This window comes from Emticicia sp. BO119 (assembly GCF_013912375.1).
GTDB lineage: Bacteria > Bacteroidota > Bacteroidia > Cytophagales > Spirosomataceae > Emticicia.
The window spans coordinates 1,456,910-1,477,580 of the sequence record NZ_JACETV010000001.1 but is presented as its reverse complement, the minus strand read 5'-3'; the positions used below and the strand labels follow the sequence as shown (position 1 = coordinate 1,477,580).

Genomic DNA, 20,671 nt, shown 5'->3' with positions numbered 1-20,671 from the left:
GAGGTCGAAAAATAAACTTTAAACATACTCTTAATTCCGATTTCGGAAGCACTCATCTATTTAATTACAATACTCTATTTAAAGCTATTATGTCATTTTTAAATATAGATTCTGTCAAAGAACGGACCTTTGACGCAATTGTGATTGGCTCCGGTATAAGCGGAGGCTGGTCGGCCAAAGAATTAACAGGTAAAGGGCTTCGTACCCTTGTTTTAGAACGTGGTCGTGATGTACGACACGTAACTGACTACCCAACTACCATGATGCAACCGTGGGAATTTGAGCATCTTGGACAAATCCCGAAGGCTCTGAGAGATGCCAATCCAATCGCCAGCCGTTGTTATGCATTCAACGAAGACGCTGCACACTTTTTCGTAAAAGATAATGAACACCCTTATATACAAGACAAACCATTCGACTGGATACGTGGGTATCAGGTAGGTGGAAAATCATTGATGTGGGCCAGAGGTACACAGCGCTGGTCGGATTATGATTTTACAGGTCCTGCACGTGATGGTTTTGCTATAGACTGGCCTATCCGCTATGCAGATATTGCCCCTTGGTATAGCTATGTAGAAAGATTTGCCGGAATCTCAGGTAATAAAGATGGCTTGCCACAATTGCCTGATGGTGAGTTTTTGCCACCACACGAGCAATCTTGTGTCGAAAAACATTTTACCAATGAAATGGCCAAGCATTATAAAGGAGCTCGTCCCGTTATCATTGGTCGATGTGCCCATTTGACTAAACCTCAGCCAATTCATACGCAACAAGGCCGTGGGCAATGTCAGAATCGCTCGCTTTGTCAGAGGGGTTGTCCTTATGGAGGGTATTTCAGTAGTAACTCCTCTACCCTACCCTGGGCAGCTAAAACAGGTAAATTGACCTTGAAACCTGATTCAGTTGTCCATTCTATCATCTTTGATGAAAAGAAAAACAAAGCAACTGGGGTGAGAGTGATTGACGCACATACCAAACAAATGACTGAGTACTATGCAAGAGTCATTTTTGTAAATGCAGCAACAATTAATACCAACCTGATTTTATTGAACTCAATTTCCAGCCGTTTCCCGAATGGATTAGGCAATGATAGTGGTTTATTGGGTAAATATATTGCCTTCCATAACTTCCGTACTACTATTTCGGCAGAATATGAAGGATTGCTTGATAGCAAAACAGAGGGTATTCGTCCGAATGGCAGTTATATTCCGCGTTTCCGTAACTTGGCCAAACAAGAAACAGATTTCTTACGTGGTTATGCAGCCGGATTCAGTGGTAGCCGTATGAATTATACCGACAACAATGGGATTGGAGAAGAATTGAAAACCAGTCTATTTGATAGAAAATATGGTAACTGGCGTGTAGGCTCACATATGATGGGCGAAACGATTCCGAAGGAAAGCAATTTTGTCACATTAGATAAAGACCAGAAAGATCCCTGGGGTATTCCGTTAATCAGAACATCGGTTGCTTATGACGATAACGATGAAAAAATGATTAAGGACTTCCACGAGCAAATGACTGAAATGTTGACTTTGTCTGGTTTTAAGAACATTCAGACACATGATAATCCAAAGAAGGCTCCAGGTCTTGATATTCATGAAATGGGAGGAGTTCGTATGGGGAATGACCCGAAAACATCTTTGCTTAATAAGTGGAATGCCATGCATCATTGCAAAAACGTATTCGTAACCGATGGAGCTTGTATGACTTCAAACTCAACACAAAACCCATCCCTTACTTTCATGGCTATCACTGCTCGTGCGGCAGATTATGCGGTGAAAGAATTTAAGAAAGGGAATTTGTAATTAGTTATAAAATAAAGATCCCGTCAGGTGCAATAGGTATATTGTTTTTGACGGGATTTTTCTTAAAAATACCTCAATCAGTAATTAGTACCATAGATTCTATATTTGCTACCAGAGTTTAAAGTCGCCGGGCTATACTTTTGTATCATTAAACAAATACAATCATGAACAAAGTTGAAGCCGCTATAAAGATGAAATGCCCTCGTTGCCAGGAGGGTGATATATTCGAAACCAAAAATCCATTTGTATTAGGCAAAATGACAGCCATGCACAAACATTGTCCCGAGTGTCATCTAAAATATGAAAAAGAAGTTGGTTTTTTCTATGGTTCTATGTTTATTAGCTATGCGTTCAATGTGGCACTTTTTGCGATTGCCACAGTAGCTTATTATCTTTATTTCGAGAATCTGATAGATTGGAGAATATATTTAGGAGGCTATTTATTATTGACAGTTATCTTGTTTCCTGTATTTTTCCGTTTCTCACGGTCATTATGGTTGCAGTTTTTTAATGACTATAAACCTAAATATAAACATGAACATGCTGTTCATTAATATAGTTGTCTATGAGTCCAGCAAATTATATTCCGATAGTCGATATAAGTAATCTGACAGATTTCAGAGATGATGATATATTGGTGAGTCGTTTTGCTGAATATCTGAAAGTGCACCAGAATCTCCGCAAGGCTCATAGACATACTTTTTACCATTTGTTATTATTTACCAAAGGAGGCGGAAGCCATACCATCGATTTTAGCAGCTTTCCGGTGCAACCTTACCAGATTTATTTTATGGTTCCAGGCCAGGTTCATAGCTGGAATTTTGATGGAGAAGTTGATGGATATGTTATAAACTTCTCTACCTCCTTTTTTCAATCTTTTCTGCTAAGACCTGATTATCTCGAAACTTTCTCATTTTTCAATGGCATCGCTGAGAATGGAGTTATTAATCTACCGGAAGAATTAGAAGGAAAGATTACCCGGATTTTTGAAGAGATTATGCAACACTCTACCCAAAATAATACTTTCCGTTGGGATATTGTAAGGGTATTGCTCCTTCAGGCATTTTTAGAAATTGATAAATATACGCATACCAACAAGCCCTCAACTATACCTTTCTTCAATTATACCTTACTCAAAAATTTCCAGAAACTGGTTGAGAAGCATTATATCAGCTTGAAACGACCTATGGATTATGCTGAATTGCTGTATATCACTCCTAATCATTTGAATGCTTTATGTAAAGAACATCTGGGTAGTACAGCAGGTGAAGTAATCCGTAACAGGGTTTTATTAGAAGCCAAAAGAATGTTAGTGAATCAAAATCTAAGCATTTCTGAAATTTCATACGACTTAAATTTTAGTGATAACTCCTATTTCACTAAGTTTTTCAAGAAATATGAGCATATTACCCCTGAAGACTTTCGCAAGAAGAGTATTTAAGTAAGCTAAATCTCCTCCATTTTAATCAGCTCCTATCTTATCTTTCTTATTCTTATTACTGAAAATTGTACTATTACCAGAAATTCTCTGATAAAATAAACTATTTTTAAAAATATTTAGTTCTCTTATTGCAGAACCAAAAAAACTATTTACATTTGCATCGTTATTAAATGACAACAATGGACAGTATAAAATTAAACGATAAACAATTAGCCCTGATCGAAAAACTCGGTTTGATTTTCGAAAATGGTTTACAACCGGCTTCAGCGAGAATAGCAGCTTTATTGTTAGTATCAGATAAATTGGAATTGACCTTCGATGAAATCCGTGAGCTATTGAATTTAAGTAAAAGTGCTACCAGCAATGCCTTGAATTTATTACTTTCAATGGAAAGAATCGAATACATTACGAAGCCAGGAGATAGAAAACGTTATTTTAAAAGTAATTTATCAGACTGGAAAGAAAATATGAAGACTAAGTTCCTTGAATTTGACAAAGTGCATAAAACTATGCGTGAAGTGCTTGAACAGAGACCTCATTCAACCAAAGACTTTAATCAAGGGCTTGAAGAGTTTATCAACTTTATGGAATTTATGAACAGAGAAATTCCGGTTCTTTTTAAGAAATGGGAACTATCTAAAAAGTAATTTTTTTTTGCATTAATTGGTTCTTTTAATTCAGAACTAAAAAAATTAAATTAAATCTCAATATAGTACAAAATAATGAAAAAAGTAAAAGCATTACCGATAGCAATACTCCTGATGATGGTATCGGTTATCACACAAGCACAAGAATCGAAACCTATCTTATTTAGCTTAAAAGAGAGTATTGCTTATAGTTTAAAGAACAATCCGAGCAGTACAATCTATAAAAATGAGGTATTGATTGCAAAAGAGAAAAAGACCGAAGCTTTAGCGGGTTATTTACCCCAAGTAAATGGAACAGGAACTTTTGATGACAACCTGAAACGTCAGGTATCGGTAATTCCGGCAGGGGCTTTCAGCAAGGAAGAAATCAGGATTCAGTTTGGTAATCAATATAATACCAACTTAACAGCTCAGGTAGACCAGGTTCTATTCGACAGAAGTATTACAGTAGCGAAAGAAGCGAATAAAGTAAATACACTAATTGCTGATTTGAAGTTATTGCAAAACAATGAAAACATTGTTTACAACACAATTACAGCTTATTACCAGATACTTACTTATAATGAGCAAGAAAAGCTATTGGTAGAGAACGAAAAAAAATATGACGAGTTGCTGAGAATCTTACAATTGCAATACGAAAAGGGTGTAGCTAAAAAGATAGACTACGACCGTATGAAAGTAAGCCAGAACAATATCAAGTCTCAACTGTCGCTTCTAAAAACTAATAGAGAATTGGCTTTGAATAAGTTGAAATATGCCATGGGCATGGAGTTAACACATAACATTGCTATCAATGATTCATTAGATTATTCAATGCAAGTGAGTATGCCTGTTGGCAATCAGCTTGACACTAAAAATCTTCTTGATTTCAAGATTCAATCAAATAATATTGCTTTACAACAATTAGATGTAGAACGTAGAAAATTTGCCTTCTACCCTACTCTGGCAGGTTACGCCAGGTACGGAGCTCAAACGTTTGGTAACGAATTCGGGAAATCATTTGGCAATTGGTTTGATTACTCTTCTATAGGTTTGAAACTGAACATACCGATTTTTGATGGTAATAGAAAGAAAAGCCAGTTATCGCAAAGCAAGTTAACGTTATTGAATGCGCAGGAAAACCTAAAGTTGAGCGAGCGAAACTACGAATTGCAATACCAGAATGCCAATACAGCTTTGTTCCGCTCATTTACAAGCATGAACGATAACAAACAAAACCTTGATCTGGCGGCTGATATATTGAAAAATACCAGTTTACAGTATCAGAAAGGTACTGCTTCGTTGACCGATTTTCTTAATTCAGATTACTCATATAAAGAAGCACAAAGCAATTACATTTCATCATTATTAAATTTTTTAACAGCAAGAGTTGACTTAGAGAAATCGCAAGGGAATCTGTCAACTTATGTCAATCAATTAAAATAAGTAATTACATCATTTAAATCATGGGCTACAAAGCTTTTTAATATACAAAAAAATGAAAACAAGAATCATCACAATAGCTATTATTATCGGCGTAATTGGTGCCATATCTTTCAAACTGGTAGCCAATAAAAAGAAAATTGACGAGAGTAAAAAAGTAGTTGACCGTAGTCAGGTAGCCATTTATGTATCTACAACGAAAGTGGCCTTGCTTCCAATTAGCGGTAACCTGAACTTACCTGCGGTTTTAGAGCCTAAAGAAAAGGCCGTTGTAACAGCAAGTACCCAAGGAAGAATTGAAACATTGAACATTGAATTAGGAACAAGAGTAGCCAAAGGCCAGGTGATTGGTACTGTTGATACGAAAGTAAAACAAATCAGTCTGCAATCGACTGAGTTAACTATTAACAAAGCAAAAACAGATTACGAGCGTAATAAAGAATTGTTAGCCGGAAATGCGATTAATGAGACTGCAGTTACTGATGCCAAATTCAATTATGAAAATAATAAGATTCAGGCAGAACAATTGAAACAACAAATCGCTGATGGCAAAATTATTTCACCTATCAGCGGTGTGATAACTGACAAAAAATTAACTGCCGGGGAATATGCGAATATCGGAACGCCTATTGCTTCTATTGTAGATGTGAATCAGCTAAAAACAGTGGTGTTTGTAAATGAAAAAGATGTATATGAATTGAAATTGGGCCAATCAGCAAGCATTACAGCAGATGTATATCCGACTAAAACTTTCAGCGGACGCATCATTTATATCAGCCCACAAGGTGACGACAACCATAATTATAAAGTAGATATTTTATTAGCTAATGGTAATGCAGCATTGAAAGCAGGTACCTATGTGAAAGTTGAATTTAACCTGAACAAAAATGCCAATGCTTTACAGATTCCTAAAAAGGCTTTAGGCGATGGCATGAAAAATCCTTACGTATTTGTAGCAGAAGGAGGCAAAGCAGTACAACGTAAAATTGTATTAGGTCGTGAAGTAGGCGAAAACGTAGAGGTTCTGAGTGGTTTGAACGAAGGAGAACAAATCATTACTGAAGGTATCATCAATATTGTAGATGGTAGTAATATTCAAATCGCACCTAATAAATAATCAGAGCCATGTCAATAACAGAATTATCAATCAAACGACCATTACTGATTACAGTAATTTTCGTTACTCTTATACTCTTCGGTTTTATCAGTTATAAAACATTGAACTATAACTTATTACCGAAATTTGAAACGAATGTGATTATGGTGCAGACTACTTATAGAGGAGCGGCCTCTGATGAAGTAGAAAGCAGTGTAACCAAACCATTGGAAGAAGCAGTATCGTCTATCGAAGGCGTTGATATGATTTCTTCTTCATCGCAGGAAGGTCTTTCTTTGATCACCGTAACGTTAAAATCGGGTTTTAATGTAATCAATGCACAACAGGATGCTGAGCGTAAAGTAAATCAGATTAAATCAAGACTTCCAGAAGATATTAACGACCCGGTTGTATCAAGATTGAGTCTTGATGATATGCCGATTATCAAATTGAGTGCTACCTCAAAAATACCTCAGACAGAATTATACGACTTTATTGATTTGCAGGTAAAACCTTTGTTAACTAACGTAGCAGGCGTTGCGCAGGTGAATATTATTGGTGGTAACGAGCGTGAGATTGAAGTGTATCTGGATAATGATAAGTTACAGACTTATAATATTTCGTCAGCGATGGTAAATCAAATCATTGCAAGTAGTGGGGTGTCATATCCGGCAGGTAGTATTAAAACTGACCAATCGCGTTTCTCTTTGCGTTTAGATGCCAAATTAAAAAAGGTTGAAGACATCAGAAATCTGATTATCCGTGAGAATGCCAATGGAAGCCGCATCTTGTTGAAAGATGTTGCTACTGTAACTGACTCACAAACAGAGGCAAGTACGTTGAACCGTATTAACGGTAAACCAGCGATTGGTATCCAGATTATGAAACAAACGGATGCCAATGCGGTAAAAGTAAGTGCAGGTGCGAAAGCGGCTTTAACTAAAATCAAAGCAAGTTATCCGTCAAAAGATTTCAATTATGAAATTGCTTCTGACCAATCAATCTATACATTGGCCTCTGCAGATGCTGTAATGCATGACTTATATCTGGCTATATTTATTGTAGGTATTGTCATGGTACTTTTCTTACATAGCATCAGAAGTTCGTTGTTTGTATTAGTGGCGATTCCATCGGCTATGATACCAACCTTTATTTTGATGTGGGTATTTGGTTTCTCTCTAAACCTGATGACTTTGATGGCTTTATCACTGGTTGTAGGTATTCTGGTCGATGATAGTATTGTAGTATTGGAGAATATTTACCGACACCTGGAGATGGGTAAAAACAAACGTGAAGCGGCTTTAGCAGGTAGAGATGAGATTGGTTTTACGGCGATGGCGATTACCCTTGTGGACGTTGTGGTATTCTTACCTTTAGCCTTAGCCGGTGGTTTGATTGGTAATATCCTGAAAGAATTCTCATTGGTAATTGTATTCTCTACTCTGATGAGTTTGTTCGTATCATTTACCTTAACACCGCTGTTAGCGTCAAGATGGGGTAAGTTAGAGATTTTGAAGAAAAACACGCTTTGGGGGAAACTAAATTTAGGTTTTGAGAGTATTATAGATAGAATCAGAGATACTTATATCAGCGTTCTGAAATGGTCTTTAGGTCATAAACGTTATGTGTTTATCGGTATCATTCTATTGTTTGTAGCTACTTTTACTTTGCTTTCTAAAGGTTTTGTAGGGGCTTCATTCATTGGTAATGCCGACCGTGGCGAGTTATCAATCCAGTTAGACTTAGCTCCTGAAACACCGTTGGTTCAAACCAATCAGGCTGTTGCAAAGGTTGAAAAGATGCTAATGGAAAGACCGGAAGTAACGAATGTCTTTTCAAATGTGGGTACTCAAGCTTCAGTTATCGGTAATTCATCAAATAGTAACCTTGCTGAGATTACAGTTACTTTAGTTGATAAGCATGATCGTAAAATTTCGACAGATGAGTTTGGCCAGATCATGCGCGATACGATTTCAAGAATCCCTGGTTTGAGTGTGAATATCCAACCGATTTCTGCAACCGGTAATGCGCAAGCTCCGATTACGATTGCAGTGAAAGGTACGGTAATGGAAGACGTGGTGAAAGCAGCTGCCATTGTGAAGCAGATAGTGATTAAAACTCCGGGTACAGACTACGTGAAATATAGTACGAAGAACCCTAAAACTGAAATAGCCATTAATCTGGATAGAGACAAAATGTCGAAATTGGGTGTTGGTATTCCGGATGTAGGTTCTGCCGTGCAGTTGGCGTTTCAGGGGAATAATAATACGAAGTATAAAGATAAAGGTGAGGAATACGGTATCAATATCATATTTGATAAGTCGGATAAACAGAATATTGAAAACGTAAGAAACCTGACTATCAGAAATAACCGTGGTGCGATTGTAAAACTGACTGACTTTGCGAGTATTAGTGAAATGGTAGGTCAGTCGATTTTGGAAAGAACCGACCGTTTGAGTTCAATCAAGATTAACTCTGCGGCTGTAGGACGTCCATCAGGCACCATTACTGACGACATTAAAAAAGAACTGGCAAAAACAAAATTACCTGAGGGTGTGATTATCGACTACTTAGGTGATGCCAAAAATCAGGGAGATGCCTTCGGAAGTTTAGGTTTGGCAATGGGTATCGGTATCTTATTAGTATATCTTATTATGATTGCCCTTTACGAAAGTGTGGTTTATCCATTTGTGGTACTTTTCTCGATACCTGTAGCCATGATTGGAGCCATCTTAGCTCTGGCTTTAACGATGAACTCGTTCACGATCTTTGCTATTCTGGGTTTAATTATGCTCTTAGGTCTGGTGTGTAAGAATGCAATCTTGATTGTAGACTTTACCAATCACCTAAAAAGCGAGGGTCTATCTGTAAAAGAGGCTTTAGTTGAAGCGGGTAAAGAACGTTTACGTCCAATTCTAATGACTACACTTGCCATGATATTTGGTATGTTGCCTATTGCTTTGGCTTCGGGCGCGGGTGCTGAAACTAAAAACGGTATGGCCTGGGTAATTATCGGTGGTCTGACAAGTTCAATGATATTAACCTTAATTCTTGTTCCTGCCGTATATATGGTAATTGAAGGATGGAGAGTAAAAGTAAACAAGTTGTTCAATATAGGCGGCAAGAAAAAAGCCAAAGCCAGAATTGAGGTTGAAACGGTTTAAATGATGTCAAATAATAGTTGAATGAATAAAGCGTGTGATTTTCACACGCTTTTATTTTTTCTCCTCTTCCACCCTCTTCATCCTCGAAAATGGGAACCCATTACAACCTTTTCTTGGGTTAGCTCTATCAGCAATTTTTACCGCTTCTGCCTCGGCCTCTGTTTTCGCATTATAAGCACTCAAACAGAAACCCCATAAGAATGGCTGCATGTTCTCAAAAGTCATATAATCTATTCGTGTATAAAGCTCACCATCTGCCGGATTGTTTTTATCATTTCTGGCGATGAAGTATTGCTCTTTTTCATTCCATTTGATTATATGATACGTGGCATTTGGTTTTTGCATCCAAAGCGTATCATTGATAGTATAAGCAATTTTATAATCATCCATGAAATTACCTTTTAGCATTTCAGGATCTTTGGTTTGGGCATATAGCTTTACGAATGATAACACGAGAATAGCAATCAGTACGATTTTTTTCATAATATATTTTTTGTAATCGAATCTTGATCAGGCTAAAATATCCCTTACCACTTTTCCATGAACATCAGTCAACCGGAATCTTCTCCCCTGAAATTTAAAGTTTAATTTTTCGTGGTCAACACCCATTAAATGCATTAAAGTAGCCTGAAAATCATGCACATGAACCGGGTCTTTAATAATATTATAGCTAAAATCATCTGTCTCTCCATAATTAAATCCTGCTTTCACCCCTGCTCCTGCCATCCACATCGTAAAACATCTCGGATGGTGGTCTCTTCCATAATCATCTTTTGTTAATTTACCTTGTGAATAAACTGTGCGACCAAACTCACCTCCCCATATGACTAAAGTCTCTTCTAAAAGACCTCTTCTCTTCAAATCCAGTATTAATGCCGCCGTTGCCTGATCTACCTGCTTGCATTGATTGGCAATACTTTTGGGTAAACCTCCATGCTGATCCCATCCCTGATGATACAATTGAACAAATTTCACATCTTTTTCTACGAGTTTACGAGCTAAAAGGCAATTAGCTGCATAAGTACCTGTATCTCTGCTATCCGGCCCATATAAATCAAAAACCTCATCCGTCTCATTTGAAATATCCATTACCTCAGGCACAGAAGTCTGCATTCGGTAAGCCATTTCATATTGGGCAATCCGGTTATCCACCTCCGGGTCGCCGTAGGCTTCATTTTGTAATTGATTCAGCTTTGCGAGGTAATCCAGCATTTCCTTTCTGTCCTTTCCATCATACCCCTCGGGATTGTTGAGAAACAAAACAGGGTCTTTTCCTGAGCGGAATTGTACCCCCTGATGCTTGGATGGCAAAAATCCGTTGCCCCACAAACGGGCATATAAAGGTTGGTCTCTTGGGGCATTCTTAGATACCAGAACTATGAAAGTTGGCAGGTTATTATTATCAGAACCCAAGCCATAGCTTACCCATGAACCGATAGAAGGTCGACCAGGCAACTGATTTCCAGTTTGAAAAAAAGTGATTGCCGGATCATGGTTGATCGCTTCTGAATAAATAGATTTAATGACACAGAGCTCATCAACAATGCTGGCTGTATGTGGCAATAAATCGCTTACCCATGTACAGCTTTTACCATATTGATTGAACTTGAATATAGAAGGTACCATTGGCAAAACACTTTGACTGCCGCTCATTCCTGTTAGTCTTTGACCTTTCCGAACAGAATCAGGGAGGTTTAAACCAGCGAGTTCAACCAATTTAGGTTTATAATCAAAGGTCTCAAACTGAGAAGGGCCACCACTCATAAAGAGATAAATTACACGCTTGGCCTTGGGTGCAAAGTGTGGTAATGCTTTAAAAATTTCTTCCTCAAAATTCTGAGTATTTTCAATCAAAGGTTTACCACTTTGACCAAAGATTGCCTTAGAACCTAACAATGAACCCATAGCTAAAGTACCCAAACCCAATGAAGTTTTAGTCAGAAAAGTACGTCTGTCTAATTGCTTATTGAGTTGACTAAACTCAGGTGTGTTTAATCTGAACTCTTCGTTATGGTGGTCTGTCATTCTATCGCTTGGTTAATGTTGCATCAGAATTTAATATAGTACTGGCTACTACTGTATTGGCAGCTACTAATGATTGATCTAAATCCAGAGAAACTGTGTACTGCCCTGCGTTTAGCCAACCCTTTGCTTTTTCTGGTATATTTTTAAACTTAATTTGCTCTTTCTGTTGTAATTGTAACAATAAATTTACCTCTTTGGTTGATGGTTTTCTTCCAGTCAGTTTTCTATAAGCTTGTATTATTGCCTCTTGTTTATTACTTGTCCGACACATTTGCTCACCTATCACCTTCGCAGCTTCCATAAATGTCGGGTCGTTTAATGTTACCAGAGCTTGCAAAGGGGTATTGGTTTTTTGTCGGCGTACAACGCAAAAGCTACGGGAGGTAGCATCGAAAGTTGATAAAGTCGGGTTAGGAACTGATCTTTTGGCAACAATATACAAGCTTCTTCTATAAACCGCTTCTCCTGAATCTTGCTTATAGTTGTCACTATTAATTTGCCATAACCCTTCCGGTTGATAAGGCTTGATACTTGGCCCACCTATTTGAGTGGTGATTAACCCACTTGCTACTAAAGCATTATCCCGTATCATTTCTGCTGTCATTCTAAAAACCGGGCCATGCGCTAATAAGCGGTTTTCCGGGTCTTTTTCTCTTTGCTCCTTCGTAGATTTTGAATCCTGCCGATAAGTTGCCGACATCACAATCATCTTATTGAGTTTTTTTATATCCCATCCTGACTCTCTGAAATCAACCGCCAACCAGTCTAATAATTGCGGATGGCTTGGTAATTCGCCCTGATTACCAAAATCTTCGGTTGTTTTTACTAAACCAACTCCAAAGAAATTCTGCCATAATCGATTGACAGCTACCCTTGCCGTAAGTGGATTATCTTCATGAGTAAGCCATTGCGCGAGCCCATAACGGTTTTTGGGTAAATTATCAGGAAATTTCAAAATAAATTCAGGTGTACCAGGAAAGACCTCTTCGCCTAAAGCATCATAATTACCTCGTTTCAAAATATAAGCTTTTTTTCGTTTAGGCATTTCCTGCATTACCATTATTTCTTTTATCTTTTCCATCGAATCAGCCAATGCTATCCTAAGCTGTTTCAAATCATTTCTGGCTTTAAATACATCAGGAGCAATAGCCGACAAATAATACTCTTTTAACTCGGTTCTATTAGACAAATCCAGGACATTATCCCATTTGGTTTTATTTGCCAATATTTTTAATTCGAAAGAAGTTAGTACTCTGTCATAAACCACAATATCATCTACTTTCCCATGTGTAAAACCAAAGCCTCGCCACCAGGCACCTATTTGTAAACCAGGTTGAACAGAAGCCCTTAAAAGAATATCCTTGGTTAGTTGATCCATTGTAGTTTCCATCAATAATTCACGGCCATTCTGATACAAACGGAAGCCATTGGCTTTAGAAGAACCATCATAGGTTATGGTTAACTGTATCCAGCTTTCGCGGGGAACAGGCTCTTTGGAAATACGTGTAATGGCATTTGAAGGAGCTGTATGTGCCATGTTAATTTCAAGTCTATCATTTTTCAGATATAAATGAAAACCTCTGAAATTATAAAGACGCTCTGCTTGACTTTTGTGAATAATCACCCCCTCCTTTAAATCTTTAGGAATATAAATCCAAAGACCAATAGTAAATGGCTCTGATTTTCTGAATACGCCTACCCCATTCAAATCAAGATAATTATCACCATCCATAACCATTGCCTTGCCTTTATCTCTTTTCTCGAAAACCGCCTTGTCACCATCTGCCCCTGACTCCCGCTTCATAGTTCCGGCTTGCTTTCGATTGAGCACATTTTTCAACGTACCATCATCAAAAGTATATTGAGCCAATAAACCTGCTTGAGGGATTTTTTCTTTAGTGAGGTTTAGATGGGTTCCAGTTTTAATCCAGTTTTCAAAATCATTATTTACAGATCCTTTGGCCTTATCAACCTCGCTCTCTTGTTTTTTTATCTGATTATTGATAAAATTAATTACTTTTTCCTGCTCTTTAGTTGGCAATAATAAGGTTGGTGTAGGGAGAGCACCATCCCATGAAATTTGTCCGGCTTCTTTTACATTATTGAAAAAACTGAAAAGTTCGTAATAATTTTTCTGAGAAATCGGATCATACTTGTGGTCGTGACATTTGGCACAACCAACCGAAAGCCCTAAAAAAGCATCTCCAAAAGTATTGGTACGGTCAACTACATATTCAGTCTGAAACTCTTCTTCTATAATACCTCCCTCCAGATTCTGTTGATGGTTGCGATTAAACGCCGTGGCAATAATCATATCTCTGGTTGGTTTAGGCATTAAGTCTCCTGCTAATTGCTGGTGTATGAACTGCTCGTAAGACATATTTCTGTTAAAAGCATTTATCACCCAATCGCGATAGGGCGACATATCTCTCAGCCTATCGACTGTATAACCATGGGAATCAGCAAATCGGGCCAGGTCTAACCAGTCAACAGCCATTTTTTCACCATAGTGTGGAGAAGCCAATAATCTGTCTATCTGTTTTTCGTAGGCATCGGGGCTATTGTCTTTCAGAAAAGCGTCAATTTCCCGAATGGTTGCCGGAAGACCTGTAAGATCCAGAGATACCCTTCGTAATAATATTTCTTTATCTGCTTCTTTTGAAGGTTTCAATTTTTCTTCTTCAAGTTTTGCCAGAATAAAATTATCGATTGGATTCTTCAGCCATTCTTTATTATCAACATCTGGTAAATCCTTTTTCTCAGGTTTTAAAAATGCCCAGTGCTTCTGATATTTCGCACCGTCCTTTATCCATTTTACAAGTATAGCCTTTTCTTTAGCATTCAATTTCAGGTGAGAATCTGGTGTGGGCATCATATAATCTTTATCAGTTGATAAGATTCTATAAAAGACCTCACTATTTTTCAGGCTACCTGGGTCAATAGCTACTTTATCAGGATTTTCAGCAAGGTTAGCATAGGCAAATTCAGCAAAGTCAAGCCTTAATCCGGCTTTTTGCTTAGCTTTGTCAGGCCCGTGACAGACAAAGCATTTATCAGAAAGAATTGGTTTTACATGAAGATTATAGTCCAGTTTGTCTGGCAGTTCATCATAAGCCAAAGAGACCTCATCAGGCAAATCAGGCTTGCATGAAAATAACAACAGATTAGCTGATAGAATTAATATCCAAGAAATGTGGGATAACCTCATAATAATTAGAGTGTTCTTCTACACAAATATAAAGTTTAGCAGATAAAATTTCTACCTAAAATGCAGAAAGGCTTGGAGCATCAGAAAAAATTTTATCTGCAAACTACAATCCATTGATACAATCAAACACTGCCCTTTTTTGATTAGACCCTCATATAGTCCGGCTGCCATTTCTTTACTAATTTTTTAAGTTCATTCGGCGAAAGTTTTTTATCAATAGCTAACTGAATTAAATCAGGAAGTTCTTCATCAGAAGCAAATCTTAATGCAAGCAATTGTTGAAGAGAAAGTTGATTTTCTATCAATTCAAGTCGCCGATGTGTTAAGACATAGTAACGGAATCTCATTTCTAATCTTACAGTTCTGTCTTGATTCATTAAGGCATAATGCTGACGAAGCATAAATGAAAGCCACATTAAAAGAAAAACGTTTACGCTTAAAACTATCCATAAAAGTTGTTGTTCTTTGTATTGTACACTGAAATAAATACACAAACCCAATACCAGACCTCCAACCGGATAAAATATAAAGTGATGTGGGGTATAATATCTTACATGATTTTTGTAATTCTGATCCTCCATATGTAGCCTGTTAAATTAAATATTTCTAAAGTTCTGCATCAAAGGTAAAAAAAAGAGTATTTACTCAAATACGAATTGAATAAATACTCTTTTAATTGAGTAAAATACTATTAGAATTTAATTACCTCAAAATAAGCTGGCTTTGGTTTAAATTCAGTATCAAATAATAAAGGATAGTCTTTTCTGCCCGGAAAAGGGAAAGTGTCCAACCAGGTTGATTTATCAGATAAATTCCAGAAGGTAACTCCAGTTAAATGCTCTTTGTGTTTACGAAAAACCTCAAATAGCATTTTGTAATGCTCCGTTTGTTTTTGCTGAACCTCAGGCGGAAAGGCAGTAATATCGGTCGGTTTTTTCTCCCTTCTTTGATGCTCTTTTGCATAAACCGAAACATCCAATTCTGTAATTTGTACCTGCAATCCTAACGAAGCAAATTTACTGATTGATTCATCTAATTCTTGTGCCGTTGGTTCATAAACCGACCAGTGCCCTTGTAAACCTACACCATGAATAGGCACACCTTTGTCTTTTAGTTTTTTTACCAATTGATAAATTCGTTCTCGTTTAGAGGCATTTTCAGTATTATAATCATTATAAAATAATAAAGCATTCGGATCCGCAGCATGAGCATATTCAAAAGCTTTTTCAATATACTCTTCTCCTATAATGTCATAAAACTTTGTCTTTCTATATATTTCATCGCTATTATCAGGAACGGCCTCGTTCACTACATCCCACGCATAGAGCTTACCTTTATATCGTCCCACTACATCCATAATATGCTGTTTCAAACGATCCAATAATTCTTCTTTACTAACTGGACGGTCCCCTTTTGTAAAAAACCAGTTTGGCGTCTGATTATGCCAACAAAGCGTATGTCCGCGCATTTTCAAGCCATTTTTCTGCGCAAACTCTACAATTTTATCAGCTGGTCCCCAATTGTAACGATTTTCTTCCGGATGGATTGGCCCCATTTTCATTACGTTTTCTGGAGTCATGCTATTAAAATGCTGTAAAATCAGTGCTGACTCCGAACCAGCATCCATCATTCTTGGGTTGACCGCGACACCTATCAGAAAGTAATCTTTATAATAGTCTTTCAGACCCTTTTCTTGCGCTTGCAAGAAAAAAGTTGAAAGTATTAGAAGCAAAATAATAGAGTATAATTTTTTCATAAAACAATGTTTTAAATAAAGACAAGTTACTTATAGGCATTCACAGTTATAATGGTACCATCTGCATTGTAATGTAATTCTGTTACCTTGATATTTCTTAAATGAGTTTGACCTGATAGTTGCACATCGTGATAGAATAAATACCACTTGCCTTTAAACTCTACAATAGAATGATGGTTAGTCCAACCTTGCACCGGATTCAATACGACTCCTTTATACATAAATGGTCCGTAAGGATTATCGCCGATAGCGTAAGCAATCTCGTGTGTATCTCCTGTAGAATAAGAGAAATAATACTTCCCATTGTACTTATGTACCCAGGCTGCCTCAAAAAAACGCTTGTCATTATTGCCTTCCAGAAAAAGTTTGCCATTCTCATCAATAATCTTTACGTCTTTAGGTGTTTCGGCAAAACTTAACATATTATTATTCATCTTAGCTATTTTGGGTAAGAATGCGTCTTTTTCTTTCGTTCTTAATTTGCCATTAGCATCATAAGAACCAGTAGCCCATTTTTGTAGCTGTCCACCCCAGATACCTCCGTAGTACATATAGTAACTACCGTCAGTATCTTTAAAGATACATGGATCTATACTGAAACTACCTTCAATCGGTGTTTTTTCTGCTTTAAAAGGTCCTTCAGGTTTTTTACTGGTGGCTACTCCAATCCTGAAAATATCCTGCTTGTCTTTAACAGGAAAGTACAGATAGTATGTCCCATTTTTATAGGCGGCATCAGGTGCCCACAATTGTCTGCCAGCCCATGGAATATCCTTTATATCTAAAGCCACTCCATGATCCGTGATTTTTCCGGTTGGGCTATCCATAGAAAATACGTGATAATCCTTCATATCGAAATGACTTCCATTATCATCCTGCTTTACACCTGATTCGATATCATGCGAGGGATAGATATATATTTTACCATTGAATACATGTGCCGACGGGTCTGCTGTATAAATATGACTTACTAACGGTTCTGAAACTGGTTGTTTTTTTGTTTGGGCATGGTTTGCTGTTGCTCCGAATACAGCTAAAGTAATTATAAGAAGCTTTTTTTGAGTAAAGCAATTCATTTTTTTATAGGTTATAATGATACAATTATTGAGTAAATGAGAACCCTCGTGATTATTTACTAAAGTAATCAGTATTTGATTTTCGATTCTATTTTATTAATACTAAAACCCGACTGAGTTGCCCCCGTCTACAGGTAGCGATGCACCGGTAATATATCTGGCGGCTTCAGAGGCTAAAAATACTGCCGCCCATCCAATATCATCCGGTTTTCCGAATTTTCCCATTGGGGTTCGGTTTAATGCCTTATTCATACGGTCAGGATCACTACTCATAGCGGTTTGCATCATAGCCGTTTCAATGAACCCGGGAGCGATTGCATTGACCCGAACATTAAATTTTGAAAATTCAGAAGCAAGAACTTTTACCATTCCTTCAACACCAGACTTTGAGGCTGCATAAGCTACTACACGGTCGATTCCATAATAAGCTGCCATTGATGAAATCATTAAAATACAACCACTCTGACGCTGAATCATTCGTCGGGCACACGAACGGGTCAAAGCAAATACTGCATTGAGGTTGGTATGTACAATTCTCTGAAAATCCTCATCTGAGACCTCCAGTGCAGGTTTTTTCATGTTAATTCCTGCATTATTTACCAGAATATCAATTGGGCCTATATGACTTTCTATATATTCAACCAAGTCTTCAAGAGAACTTAATTCTGTCACATCATTCACTACATATTGTGCAGATTTACCTAATAATTCAATGGATTCTTTCAATGCGTGTTCACGGCGACCTGTGATGATTACTTTTGCACCAGCCATAATCATACATCGCGCAATATCGAATCCGATACCGCTTCCTCCTCCTGTTATAAGAGCTAATTTACCTTCTAAAGAAAACACATTTTTGATTTGAGGATCGGTCTGCAAGCCGTTCAGTTTTTGTTCTGCAATCATCTTAAATGGTATATTTCTACTAATTTTTTCACTTCATCTAATGTCCGTGTAGGTGGTACTAATGGGCTCGGGATGAGCATTTTTGAATAAGTATTAAAATACAGAACACAGGCATCCCGCCACCACAAAGCCTCTTTTTTCTGTATTTTCAAACGTCCCTCTACATTTTCAAATGTTTCTTTATCAATCTCAGATTTCATGCTTTCCCATGCTACCTGCATTTTTTTTACCTGCTCTACTCCATCATAATACCTGACACATAGTTCTTCCCATAGAGTCCGACCCGTACTTAATTTCTTTGTCCACGGCACATGGTGAAACCAGAGCAGATAATCTAAAGAACATTCATCAGCATTCCCCCATTGTCTTTGCACTTCTGGTTTATATAAACTCAAGGCATTGCTCACTTTACCTGTTCTATCAAATCCAAGGCCTACTGAATCTGCTCTATGATAATAAACAGATGTCCAGTCTGGTCTTCCGCTTTTTGCCAGCCAGGGCTCAGGGCCATAATGGTGCCCCTCTCCCATCATATGAGCCGTTCCTAACGGATACGTATAGCTCACATAAATTGGTAAGGACTGCATCATCATTGTTCTTATTTTGTCTTGTGCAATTTTATTTTTTGTCATTGTCATAGCTATCCATTCTATAGCAATTTGTTCAGACGACAAGGTGTAGTCCCAGGCTAATCTACCAAAGGCATACCAATTGGCCTGGTTAAAAGGATGTCCTGTCCAGTTTGCATCAGAACCAGTATTGGCCACACCTGCCATGAGCGAGTTCTGGTGAGATTCCAGACTTCCATCAATCACCTTAGCTACAGTTGAGCCTTTACCCTTTGCATAGGTATCACTGTCAAGACACTCTTTAAACATAGGTGCTAAATAGGTCAGGTGTGTCGACTGCCCAAGATACTCTTGTGTAATCTGAAATTCCATGCCCAAGGTTGTTTTAGGGAATGCCCCGAACATGGGGTGAAATGGCTCGCGAGGCATGAAATCAATGGGACCATTTTTTACCTGTACAATTACCTTTGGGTCGAAAGTCCCATCTAATGGCTTAAACTGGTCATAGGCTTCTTTGAAGCGGTCTCCATTCGGATCTGCCTTATAAACAAATGCCCGCCAGATTACAACCCCTTTATATGGACGCATGGCCTCGGACAGCATATTTGCACCATCTGCATGCGTTCTGCCATAATCCTGTGGACCAGGTTCACCTTCCGAATTGGCTTTGACCAGAAAGCCACCAAAATCAGGAACATACTTATGAATCTCTTTCGTTTTATCATTCCACCATTTCCGCACATTCGAGTCAAGTGGGTCAGAAGTATCCAGACCGCCTAAAGTTCGGGGAGACCTGAAATTGACTGAAATAAATACCCTGATTCCATAAGGTCGGAGGACATCGGCTACAGCTCCGATTTTTTCCAGGTATTCAGCTGTCAGAAATCTTGAACTGGCATTAACATTGTTTATAGATGCGGCATTGATACCAATTGAGGCATTTGCTCTTGCATATTGTATATATCTTGGGTCTATTCTGAATGGCAGTTCCGTCCATTTCCACATAGACGAACCTGCATACCCTCTTTCTACTGTTCCATTGGCATTGTCCCAATGGTTAAGCATCCGGATTTTCACTTTCGGATTACTTGTAAAAGCAAGATTGCTCAGACTCTTTCCGGTCTGTATATTTCTTAACAATTCAAATGCACCATATAATACGCCAGAAGGTGTTTTTGCACTTATCAAAATATTACCTTTCTGCGCGGTTATGGCAAAGCCATCATCCATTAAACTTTGCACATTCGCACCATCTGCACTAATCTCTAAAACTACTCCTCCTGTTTTACCAGATGCATTTTTTGAGATACTCACTTTTTTACCTAATAGCCCTTCAAAACCCATCTGCAATTCATTAGCTGCCGTTGCTATAATGGGAGAATCGCTATTTATTGAAATATATTTTATTAATGAAGCATAGCCATCTCTTTGTCTGGCATCTTTCAATAAATCATATTTAAGCCACAAACGAGAACCATCATCTGCTGCTGCATTAAACATTATGAATGTTAGTAATATTACGAGCTTTTTCAACATAAGTCTTTAATTTAATT

15 protein-coding genes are annotated in these 20,671 nt (G+C 37.8%); 7 read left to right on the top strand and 8 right to left on the bottom strand.

Annotation, left to right across the window (positions count from 1 at the left end):
• Nucleotides 1-89: 89 nt before the first annotated feature.
• From H1R81_RS06355 to H1R81_RS06325, 7 genes are all read left to right on the top strand, one after another.
• Complete coding sequence (locus H1R81_RS06355; RefSeq protein ID WP_181839820.1) at nt 90-1,808, top strand: GMC oxidoreductase; 1,719 nt, start codon at nt 90-92, stop codon at nt 1,806-1,808.
• 164 nt (nt 1,809-1,972) lie between these two features.
• Entirely contained in the window at nt 1,973-2,362 is a 390-nt protein-coding gene (locus H1R81_RS06350; RefSeq protein WP_181839819.1) for a DUF983 domain-containing protein, read from the top strand.
• 11 nt (nt 2,363-2,373) lie between these two features.
• Nucleotides 2,374-3,249, top strand: a complete 876-nt coding sequence (locus H1R81_RS06345) for a helix-turn-helix domain-containing protein (protein ID WP_181839818.1) — start codon at nt 2,374-2,376, stop codon at nt 3,247-3,249.
• Between the two features lie 179 nt (nt 3,250-3,428).
• Nucleotides 3,429-3,896 (top strand): GbsR/MarR family transcriptional regulator, encoded by a 468-nt coding sequence (locus H1R81_RS06340; RefSeq protein ID WP_181839817.1) that lies wholly within the window; start codon nt 3,429-3,431, stop codon nt 3,894-3,896.
• Between the two features lie 75 nt (nt 3,897-3,971).
• Nucleotides 3,972-5,321: a TolC family protein gene (locus tag H1R81_RS06335; RefSeq protein ID WP_181839816.1), complete on the top strand. Its 1,350-nt coding sequence runs from the start codon at nt 3,972-3,974 to the stop codon at nt 5,319-5,321.
• Nucleotides 5,322-5,373: 52 nt separating this feature from the next.
• Nucleotides 5,374-6,435, top strand: coding sequence for an efflux RND transporter periplasmic adaptor subunit (locus tag H1R81_RS06330; protein ID WP_181839815.1), 1,062 nt, complete (start codon nt 5,374-5,376; stop codon nt 6,433-6,435).
• 8 nt (nt 6,436-6,443) lie between these two features.
• Nucleotides 6,444-9,578: an efflux RND transporter permease subunit gene (locus tag H1R81_RS06325; RefSeq protein ID WP_181839814.1), complete on the top strand. Its 3,135-nt coding sequence runs from the start codon at nt 6,444-6,446 to the stop codon at nt 9,576-9,578.
• 51 nt (nt 9,579-9,629) lie between these two features.
• Here H1R81_RS06325 and H1R81_RS06320 read toward each other — a convergent pair whose 3' ends face one another.
• The 8 genes from H1R81_RS06320 to H1R81_RS06285 all read right to left on the bottom strand — a co-directional run bounded on the left by H1R81_RS06320 (nt 9,630) and on the right by H1R81_RS06285 (nt 20,654).
• Complete coding sequence (locus H1R81_RS06320) at nt 9,630-10,061, bottom strand: hypothetical protein (RefSeq protein WP_181839813.1); 432 nt, start codon at nt 10,059-10,061, stop codon at nt 9,630-9,632.
• A 27-nt stretch (nt 10,062-10,088) separates the two neighbouring features.
• Nucleotides 10,089-11,603, bottom strand: coding sequence for a DUF1501 domain-containing protein (locus H1R81_RS06315; protein ID WP_181839812.1), 1,515 nt, complete (start codon nt 11,601-11,603; stop codon nt 10,089-10,091).
• A gap of 1 nt (nt 11,604) precedes the next feature.
• The gene (locus H1R81_RS06310) at nt 11,605-14,811 is read right to left on the bottom strand and encodes a DUF1553 domain-containing protein (RefSeq protein WP_181839811.1); all 3,207 of its coding nucleotides are present in this window, start codon (nt 14,809-14,811) and stop codon (nt 11,605-11,607) included.
• 143 nt (nt 14,812-14,954) lie between these two features.
• Nucleotides 14,955-15,392, bottom strand: coding sequence for a DUF6526 family protein (locus H1R81_RS06305; protein WP_181839810.1), 438 nt, complete (start codon nt 15,390-15,392; stop codon nt 14,955-14,957).
• Between the two features lie 110 nt (nt 15,393-15,502).
• Complete coding sequence (locus tag H1R81_RS06300; RefSeq protein WP_181839809.1) at nt 15,503-16,567, bottom strand: endo-1,4-beta-xylanase; 1,065 nt, start codon at nt 16,565-16,567, stop codon at nt 15,503-15,505.
• A gap of 26 nt (nt 16,568-16,593) precedes the next feature.
• Nucleotides 16,594-17,643, bottom strand: a complete 1,050-nt coding sequence (locus tag H1R81_RS06295) for a glycoside hydrolase family 43 protein (protein ID WP_181839808.1) — start codon at nt 17,641-17,643, stop codon at nt 16,594-16,596.
• Nucleotides 17,644-17,745: 102 nt separating this feature from the next.
• The gene (locus H1R81_RS06290) at nt 17,746-18,549 is read right to left on the bottom strand and encodes an SDR family NAD(P)-dependent oxidoreductase (protein ID WP_181839807.1); all 804 of its coding nucleotides are present in this window, start codon (nt 18,547-18,549) and stop codon (nt 17,746-17,748) included.
• Nucleotides 18,546-20,654 (bottom strand): alpha-glucuronidase family glycosyl hydrolase, encoded by a 2,109-nt coding sequence (locus tag H1R81_RS06285; RefSeq protein WP_181839806.1) that lies wholly within the window; start codon nt 20,652-20,654, stop codon nt 18,546-18,548. The genes H1R81_RS06290 and H1R81_RS06285 overlap by 4 nt, the downstream gene beginning before the upstream one ends.
• Nucleotides 20,655-20,671: the final 17 nt, after the last annotated feature.